Consider the following 8,235-nt stretch of genomic DNA (forward strand, 5'->3'; position numbering starts at 1 on the left):
GCATGCAATGAGCGAGCCGCCGACCAGACGGATACCCGATCGGACCTCACCATCCCCGAATTGGCGGAGATCGAGGGGCGCTGGCGGATCGTGCGGATCGACGGTGAAGCGCTACCGGTGTCGAAGCCGGTGCCATATCTGGCCTTTTCGGCGGATGCGGCGGGCGGCTCTGTCGGCTGCAATGCCTTTGGTGGCACCGCGCTCTACGCCGAAGGGCGCATCGCCGTGTACAGCTGGGGCGGCGATTCAATGGCCTGCCCGGGCCGCGTGGGCGAATGGGAAGAATCGATTGCAACGCTATTCCGCGCCTATCCTCAGGTCCGCCTGTCCGGGGATGCACTGCGCCTGCGCTCGCGCGATCATGTTGTCGAACTCACTCGCATGGACAGTGAAAACGGCCAAAACCGCTCGCCAGACCCGATGCATATTCCCGTCGCGAATCCGCCGGGCCAGGCGCTGGCCGACACGGATTGGGTGATCCGCGCGATCGACCGCGAAACCGCCAGTTCCAGTCCTGACGAACGGCATCTGCGTTTTGCATCGGACACATGGCAGGGGCTTGCATCATGCGCCACGCTGTTTGGCACATACGCAACTGGCGATGGACGCCTGATCGTCGATGATGAAATCACCAGCACCGAACAGAAGTGCCGGGATGACTATGTTGCCCTAGATGATGCGTTCGCCGAGCTGATGCGCGACGATCCGCACTATATGATCGGCCCCAATGGCGAATTGATTGTCGCTGGCCGAGACCATGTTCTGACGGGAGACAGGGCGCCATGATGCGGGTTTCCCTCTTACTGCCTCTGGTCGCACTGGCTACCGCCTGCTCGCGGACCGACGATGCAGCTCTGCTGTGCACCCTTGACGAAAACGGCAGGATCATCACGGAATCCGGCAGGTACACTGCAGCGTGCGTCGAGCCTACGGCAATCCCGCGTGGCGCCACGCAAGAGCCGACCGGCCGCCTCACGATCCTCGAAGCGCCGCTTCCGGCACCGTTTACTGATCTCGACAAGAAATGGCCGCCCGATCCGGTTGAAGCAGAGCCGCAAATCGCGCGCCCGGCGATGCCGACAGAGCTATCCTACTATATCAGGGCGTTCCCGCAGGAAGAGAGACCTGCAGGTGACGTGCTATCGATCAGTACCGAGCACGTCATCGTACTGCGCGACGGGTGCTTCTTTCTCGATCGTGAGGGTGAAGATGATCCGCTGGTCTTTTTTCCCTTCGCCGCAGCTCTCGTGATCGACGATGAAGGCTATCTCGCCTTCGGATCGCGCTACAAGCCCAACACAATGGGTAGCATGCGTGTGGGGCTAACCGCCGAAACAGGTTGGTACAGCGAACCGTCCGAACCCGATCCGGCATTGGCTGAAGCCTGCGGAAACCACAAGGTCGTGAGCGTGACGACCGTCAGCAATCCATTCGCCTCGCCCGAACGCTTCAATCCTGCCTTGCGTCGTTATGGCGAACGCAGCGGCGCGACCGAGAAACAGATCGTGGAACGCGCCAACAAATGCGCAGTCGAGCAGGCGCAGCGCGAAGCGGACCGCCGGCTGCGCGATCCAGGCCTCGACCCAATCGACTGCAACCGGTTCTGGGGATTCTGAGGCAGCAGGGGCGGCTTGGCATCAAAGAGGTCAGCACTGCGCCTCCCGCCTGCCACCATTCCCATTGGTCTGCATGAACCAAATTTGATGACCGCTTTTGAGCGATAGCGAAAAGGCTTCGAATGACCGACGTGGGGCGCAAAGCTGCCACTCCCATGTCAGCCTCAGCTGAAGCTGTCGAGCTGCTCAATCATCACGCGCATTGCCTTTTCAAACGCCTGGCGCGCTGCTCTGAGGTTGCGCACTCTCTTGCTGTAGGCGCCATGCTTTTGTGCGTTGCGATTGCCATTGGGCGCGCCAGAACCCTTTCCGCCGTGCATGCGGCAACGAAGCGCGCCGGCTATGGCAGGAGCCCGGCACGGCTCGCCACTACGGGTCTTCACTCCGCAGCGGAGGGCTGCCTGAAGTCCAGCAAGATTGCGCGGATGTTTTCCTGCCATCAGCGAACCTCCTTCCTGGCGGTCTCCTGCAGCCGATCAATTGTCATGAGCAGGCTCGCATACGCCTTGCCGATCGAGGCGGCCTCTCGCTTCATCGCGACAGCCTCTCGCGGCGTGTCTGCGTACACGTCAGCAGTTCGGAACGTATCGAGAGAACATTCGAACATGCACAGAGCGAGCACTTCGAGCTTGGTAAAGTGATCTCGAAAGTCAGGCTTCGTGATGAGAGCCTGGTCTTCTTTCAGAGACGCGGTTGGGGCAACATCCCTGTCATCCTCGCAGTTCGCTTGTGCAGCCTGCTCGCTCGGCGTGATCTTTGTTGGCTTGATGCCTGATTGTTTCGCCATGGTCTTCCAGTCCTATCTGTTGCGGATAGGAAAAACCGTGTTGTCACGACCTATGCAGCGCAAAGCGTTCCATGCCGGCCTCCAGCGCAGGCTACGGTGCATGGGGTTGTTTGACGAAAAAGTTTGCCAAAGCCAGCGGAAGCCGATTGCCGGTCAGCTACCACCTTGTAGGCACTGATCGAACAGCTGGCCTGCCTGCTGTTCGATCCGCTCGCGCCAAGCCAGCTTGTCCAGCCAGCTTGCGGGTATCGCGCTCAATCCATAGATCGCGCCGGCAAGCTGCCCGGTGATCGCTGCTGTGGTATCGGCATCTTCGCCAAGGTTCGCTGCAAGAATGACCGCGTCAGCAAACGTTCCTGTCCGGCCAATGCACCAAAGCGAAGCCTCGAGAGAATGGGCGACATAGCCTGACCCCCTGATCGCATCGCGTGGCTTGCCGCGCCACGAGCCCGCCATGATACTCGCGACCTTGCCCGCATGATCGTGATCGCGAGGGTGCAGAACTTCGTCTCTCGGTTCCCCGGAGATGGCCTCGGCAACGAGATCGGCATAAGCGACACAGGCAGCGATGGCCTCGGGCGCCCCATGCGTGGTCAGGCTCTGGCGGGCAGCAACATCTGCACGCCGTTCGGGGTCACGCCAATAGCGGATGGCAACGGGCGCGAGCCGCATCAAGCTACCATTGCCTGCACTCATCGGGTCGGTCGAACCCGCGACAGGGTCACCTGTTGCCTTGAAACGCCGTAGCGCGCCGGCGACTGTATTGCCGATGTCAAAGCAAGTGCCGGTCACCGAATATTCTCCGGTGTCGCGCCAGCTGGCGAAGCGCTCCATCAGGTCCTGCTCGTCGAGACCGCCACAGGCATCGAGACTGGCCGCAAGTGCAAGGGCCATGGCAGTATCATCGGTCCATTGACCGGCCTTGAGGCGAAAAGGTCCACCGCCCACGATGTCGGTGACCTGCGGCCTGGTGTCACGCGCGCTGAACTCAAGCGTCGTGCCGAGCGCGTCGCCAACAGCCAGGCCGACAAGTGCGCCGACTGCACGATCACGACACGCATTCGTAGTCTGTTGGGGCAGATCCGGCATGACAGCAGATACTTCGCGGACATGCGCTGCCTGGGCCGAGGTCTCGATCGCTCCCGGCCGCGCCGCGCGCACGGCTTCTATCGCCTGATCGGGATCCCACCCCAGCTCCACCAGCAGGCGGCTGGCGATGGTGCCCGCTCGGCCAAGCCCCCCCTTGCAGTGGACGAGCACGTTGAACCCTGCCCCAAGGATGCGGCGCAGTTCTGCGCCCGCGCTGGACCATTCAGCCTCGAAGCTCGCTCCCGGAGGGCTCACGTCGGGGATCGGCAGATGGTACCAGGACATGTGCGCGCTGCGTACCGCCTCGCCCAGGTTCTCGACAGCGAGACTGCGCAGCTCGTGGTCCTCGATCAAGGTCACCACCGCCGCAGCGTTCCAGTCGGCGATGGCAGCGATGTCGAGCCCCAGGTCGCGGTCCCAGGCGCCGGTTGCTGCGGCCGGCTGTTTCTTGCCAGGGCAAAACGTAATCCCGATGCTCCCCATGCCTTCCTTGACCGGTATCTCGGCAATCTGCAGCGGATGGGACTGGCTGGTACGCATGCGGCTGTTCTCCTCATCAGGGCGAACGGTTGCGCCATAGCTGGCGCTGATAGGCAACAACTATCTGGCTTCGCTCGAATTTTAGAAGCGACTGTTTAGTCACGCGGTCCACTGAGTGGACTCCTAATAGAAGGGCGACAATCCAACGGGGATGGCCGCAACCCTTCTAGGACGGTCGTCGAAACTTATCGGGCGGCGGCGGAGAGAAGCCTAAACGAGGTAATTCAAGCTAGCTTGGAGGCCGCAAGGCCAGAGCTTCAAATATCATCCGCCCTTGATGCGGTTGCGGGACCGGATACCCCGCAACTCACACCGGTCGAGACGTAAAACCCCTTCCCTACAGCGTGACACTGGACGTACCTATTCAGTCATGATGGGGAGAGAAGGCGCGATCTAGCCGTTGGGAGGATGCCGCGCCTTCCCCTTGTTAATAGGCGTTTTTTCCGAAGCCTGCAAGCGTGGGTTCGTTAAATACACGATCGCCTTCGGTTTCTTCTGGACTAACCGCGTTGCCTCGCCATTGTGATCAGCGATTCACAGGGACGGTCCCTGGCCATATCTCGCCCCGGTGCTCACATGCACCTTGGGGCCTTGTTCGGTGCGAGCAGCACTTGCTGTTCGCCTAGCAAACCGGACAAGGATCAATGGAACCTGCAAACCTCGACAACGAACTCGCCGCTCTCCCCACACTTGGCCGCGCGCAGCTGCGCCAGCGTCTCGCCAGCCTCACCGGCACCGCCGCGCCCAAGGCAAGCGCGGCATTGCTGCGCCTCGCGCTCGCCTACGAGCTCCAGGCCCGCGCCCACGGCCATCTCTCGAACCGCAGCAGCGAGCGGCTGGCCCGCGCAAGCGCCCGGGCCAGCGCCGAGGCCCCGCCCCCACGCCAGCGGCTCGTGCGCGAGTGGAAAGGCACGCTCCATGTCGTCCTCATCGAGAGCGATGAGACCATTCGCTGGGACGGCAAGACCTGGAACTCGCTGAGCGAAGTTGCCCGCGCGATTACCGGCACGCGCTGGTCGGGCCCTGCTTTCTTCGGCCTTTCGCAGAAGCGGCGGAGGTCGGCATGAAACCTGTTCGCTGCGCCATCTATACCCGCAAGTCGAGCGAGGAAGGTCTCGAGCAGGGGTTCAACTCGCTCGATGCCCAGCGCGAGGCCTGTGCCGCCTATATCAAGAGCCAGGCAAGCGAAGGATGGGAGCTGCTGGAGACGCCATACGATGACGGCGGCATTTCTGGGGGGACGCTCGAGCGGCCTGGCCTCAAGGCGCTGCTGGCAGACGTCGCTGCAGGTAAGGTCGACATCATCGTCGTCTACAAGGTCGACCGACTGACCCGTTCGCTGCTCGACTTTGCCAAGCTGGTGGAAGCGCTCGACAAGGCTGGCACCAGCTTTGTCTCGATCACCCAGGCCTTCAACACGACCACCAGCATGGGGCGCCTGACGCTGAACATGCTGCTCTCGTTCGCCCAGTTCGAACGCGAGGTCACCGCCGAACGTATCCGCGACAAGATCGCAGCCTCGAAAGCCAAGGGCATGTGGATGGGCGGGATACCGCCGCTGGGCTATCGACCGGATGAGCGCAGTCTCGCCATCGTCGAGAACCACGCGAACCTGGTGCGCAATATTTACGCGCGCTACCTCGAGCTCGGCAATGTGCGCGCGCTTGCCAAAGGGCTTGCGGCAGAGGGCACCATCGTGCCGCGTCGCAAGACCCGGAAGGGCAAACCGCTTGGCGGCGGCGCGTTCACGCGCGGCCAGCTCTATGCGATCCTTGGCAACCCGATCTATGCTGGCGACATCCAGCACAATGGCACGCTTTATCCCGGCCTCCATCCGCCGATCATCGAGCGTGCACTATGGGACAAGGTCCAGCAGCACCTTGCTGCCAACCGGCAGGGTGTACGCGGCAAGCCGCGCGGCCGAAAAAGCTTCCTCAAAGGTCTCATCTGCGACGAGGCTGGTGAACCGCTGGTCGCGGCGCACACGACCAAGGGCAAGACGCGCTACCGCTACTACGTGAGCAGGCGGCGACACTTCGGAGAGGACAGCGAGGGCGATAAGGGCCTGCGTATCCCGGCACCCGAAGCCGAGCAGGCCGTATCCGATGCCCTGGGCGATCTGTTTGCAGACCCGGTGGCGCTGGCGGACAAGGCCGGCATCACCCTTTCACCCACGGACCTCGAGCCGCTCGCTGCTCGCTGCACCGCTGCAGCAAAAGAGTTGCAAACCGATGGAGGCAAGCTCATCGCCCTGATGGTCAGCGAGGTCACGGTCCTGCCTTCGGGACTGGCGATAACGATCCGCGTCCCTGCGCTCACCTGCTACCTGCAGCTGCCCGGCAATCCCGATCCGGCCGCCGTGCTTTGCCTGAAAACCAGCGCGCGCGTAACCCGGACCGGCCGTGCGGTTCGCCTTGTGCAGGACAACGGCGCTCACCTGAAGCCCGACGGTCCCGACAAGGCGCTCATCCGGCTCGTCGCCAAGGCGCGCAGCTGGTGGGCGATCATCGCGCAAGGCGTACTCGATCCGACCGCTCTCGCCCGCAAGGAGGGGGTGACCGTCTCATACGTGACCCGCGTGGTTCGCCTCGCCTTTCTCTCGCCCGAGATCGTCGAGGCAATCATGGCAGGCGGCCTGAAAGCCGGGATCGATGGGTCCGAGCTCATGCGCGCGGGGACCATCGACCCAGACTGGGAGCAGCAGGCGGAGCAATTGCTGGCGCGCTAGAGCCAGGGTCGCAGGCCTCAATAAATCCTCTCGCCAGGCTTCACCTCTACGAGGTCTCCGTACTCGTCGCGCGGTGCAGTCGACACGATCCGCCCGAGCACGGAGCGCGCGAGGCGCTTGGCTTCCCTGTAATCCTGCCGGTCGTTGGCCTTTTTCGCCTGGGCAAGAGTTAGCCACGCGTGCTGGACGTGCTGCCTGGCAAATGCGCGCCGCTTGGGTGACATGTAGCTTGTCAGCGCAGGAGCAAGGCCAGCGGGGTCAGGCCACTCTTCGTCGAACCTTTCGTACATCGTCTGGAACATGACGCTGAGCTGCAGGCCAAGATCGAGGCCGCCAAGACTGGGCGCGATCTCCATCGCCATCGCCTCGATCAGCAAGCCTGGCTTGATGAAAGGCTCAAACTTCTCGTCCCGGTTGTTCCAGGTCTTCAGGACCTGCACGAGATTGCGCCAGCCCGGGTATTGCCGGTCGGCATTCTCACACAAGGCATCGAAGCCGCCAGGATCGATGCAGATCCAGCGCTCGTTCCACTGGTCCGGAATGAAGATTCCCCGGGGGGCCTCAAAAGCTGGCACTGCGATAATGCGCGGCGGACAGGAGAACGCGTACGATTCCGGGCCACCGATGCCAACAGCAGCATGGCGCATACCTTTACGGCGGTTGGTATAGTGCGTTTCCCGCAAGATGGCGGCGAACTGCTCGATCAGTATCGCCGGCGGCGACCCAAGATGCCCGCGGTGCACATCATCGAGAACGATAATGAGATCCATCTCGCGCCGCGTGTCGGCCCAGGTCTGCCGCATCACCGAACCAGCTGTGAAGGAGCGCCTGATCCGGAAGTGTCCTGCAAGCGTGTCGCTGATCGTGGGTCCGATGAGTGCGGCGCTCCGCATGATGGCGGCGTGATCCGCGTGCAGCCTGTGTGCTGCCAGGCGGAGCGCATCCTCGAGACTGAAACGGTCAACGGCCACGGCGAGGCGACCTCCTGCGGACTTTTCCATAGGGACCGATGCGGGCGATGATCTCCGCCTCCAGCCTGCGGCGCTCCTCTCGCTCGAGCTTCGCGGTCCTGGCTTTATTCTTCGCCCTGATCCTTTCTCGCTCTCGCTCCTGAGGCGACACGTATCGCAGGCAGAGCAGCTCGGCGGGCTTGCCCGGTCCCTCGCTGTAGGTCCTGCCGGTCCCGGCGATCATTTTGTCGCCGGGATAAATGCGCTTGATCACCTTGCGGCGAACCCATTCTGGAACCAGCTCCCTGCCAAGGATCGCCTCGTGGACCTTGACCAGCTCAGGCATGGTGAAAAACTCGGAGAGGAAGGAAAAGGGCTTCAGGGAGTAGTCGATGGACTGGCGCAGCTTCTCGACCGCAGCACCTATCACCACTTCGTGCATATGGCCCGCGCTTACCGGCACACCGCCAATGGAGAGAACGGCGACGCTGCCTTCCATGGTAATGTCGACCAGAGCAAGCTCAT

At 62.5% G+C, this 8,235-nt stretch carries 9 protein-coding genes; 4 read left to right on the forward strand and 5 right to left on the reverse strand.

Translation table 11 applies throughout. The features are described from left to right. Positions 1-60 precede the first annotated feature (60 nt). Complete coding sequence (locus ABFX23_RS07910; protein ID WP_346032541.1) at positions 61-786, forward strand: META domain-containing protein; 726 nt, start codon at positions 61-63, stop codon at positions 784-786. Next, the gene (locus ABFX23_RS07915; protein WP_346032542.1) at positions 783-1,616 is read left to right on the forward strand and encodes a hypothetical protein; all 834 of its coding nucleotides are present in this window, start codon (positions 783-785) and stop codon (positions 1,614-1,616) included. Before ABFX23_RS07910 ends, ABFX23_RS07915 begins: the two co-directional genes overlap by 4 nt. A 164-nt stretch (positions 1,617-1,780) precedes the next feature. Here the strand turns inward: ABFX23_RS07915 and ABFX23_RS07920 are convergent, their stop codons facing one another. The 3 genes from ABFX23_RS07920 to ABFX23_RS07930 form a co-directional block, all read right to left on the reverse strand. Beyond that, positions 1,781-2,056, reverse strand: a complete 276-nt coding sequence (locus ABFX23_RS07920) for an HGGxSTG domain-containing protein (RefSeq protein WP_346032543.1) — start codon at positions 2,054-2,056, stop codon at positions 1,781-1,783. Beyond that, the gene (locus ABFX23_RS07925) at positions 2,056-2,403 is read right to left on the reverse strand and encodes a hypothetical protein (RefSeq protein WP_346032544.1); all 348 of its coding nucleotides are present in this window, start codon (positions 2,401-2,403) and stop codon (positions 2,056-2,058) included. Before ABFX23_RS07925 ends, ABFX23_RS07920 begins: the two co-directional genes overlap by 1 nt. A 153-nt stretch (positions 2,404-2,556) precedes the next feature. Then, the gene (locus ABFX23_RS07930; RefSeq protein ID WP_346032545.1) at positions 2,557-4,092 is read right to left on the reverse strand and encodes an ADP-ribosylglycohydrolase family protein; all 1,536 of its coding nucleotides are present in this window, start codon (positions 4,090-4,092) and stop codon (positions 2,557-2,559) included. A gap of 584 nt (positions 4,093-4,676) precedes the next feature. Here ABFX23_RS07930 and ABFX23_RS07935 point away from each other — a divergent pair. Both ABFX23_RS07935 and ABFX23_RS07940 read left to right on the forward strand, forming a co-directional pair. Continuing rightward, positions 4,677-5,099, forward strand: a complete 423-nt coding sequence (locus tag ABFX23_RS07935; RefSeq protein WP_346032546.1) for a DUF2924 domain-containing protein — start codon at positions 4,677-4,679, stop codon at positions 5,097-5,099. Further along, positions 5,096-6,760 (forward strand): recombinase family protein, encoded by a 1,665-nt coding sequence (locus tag ABFX23_RS07940; RefSeq protein WP_346032547.1) that lies wholly within the window; start codon positions 5,096-5,098, stop codon positions 6,758-6,760. Before ABFX23_RS07935 ends, ABFX23_RS07940 begins: the two co-directional genes overlap by 4 nt. A 17-nt stretch (positions 6,761-6,777) precedes the next feature. On the opposite strand, the gene ABFX23_RS07945 is transcribed toward ABFX23_RS07940, so the two are convergent. Then, positions 6,778-7,761: a hypothetical protein gene (locus tag ABFX23_RS07945; protein WP_346032548.1), complete on the reverse strand. Its 984-nt coding sequence runs from the start codon at positions 7,759-7,761 to the stop codon at positions 6,778-6,780. Next, a partial coding sequence (locus tag ABFX23_RS07950) for an NrtR DNA-binding winged helix domain-containing protein (protein WP_428831649.1) occupies positions 7,721-8,235 on the reverse strand: 515 nt, incomplete at its 5' end. The genes ABFX23_RS07950 and ABFX23_RS07945, both read right to left, overlap by 41 nt.

It is taken from the genome of Erythrobacter westpacificensis, from assembly GCF_039542285.1.
GTDB lineage: Bacteria > Pseudomonadota > Alphaproteobacteria > Sphingomonadales > Sphingomonadaceae > Alteraurantiacibacter > Alteraurantiacibacter westpacificensis.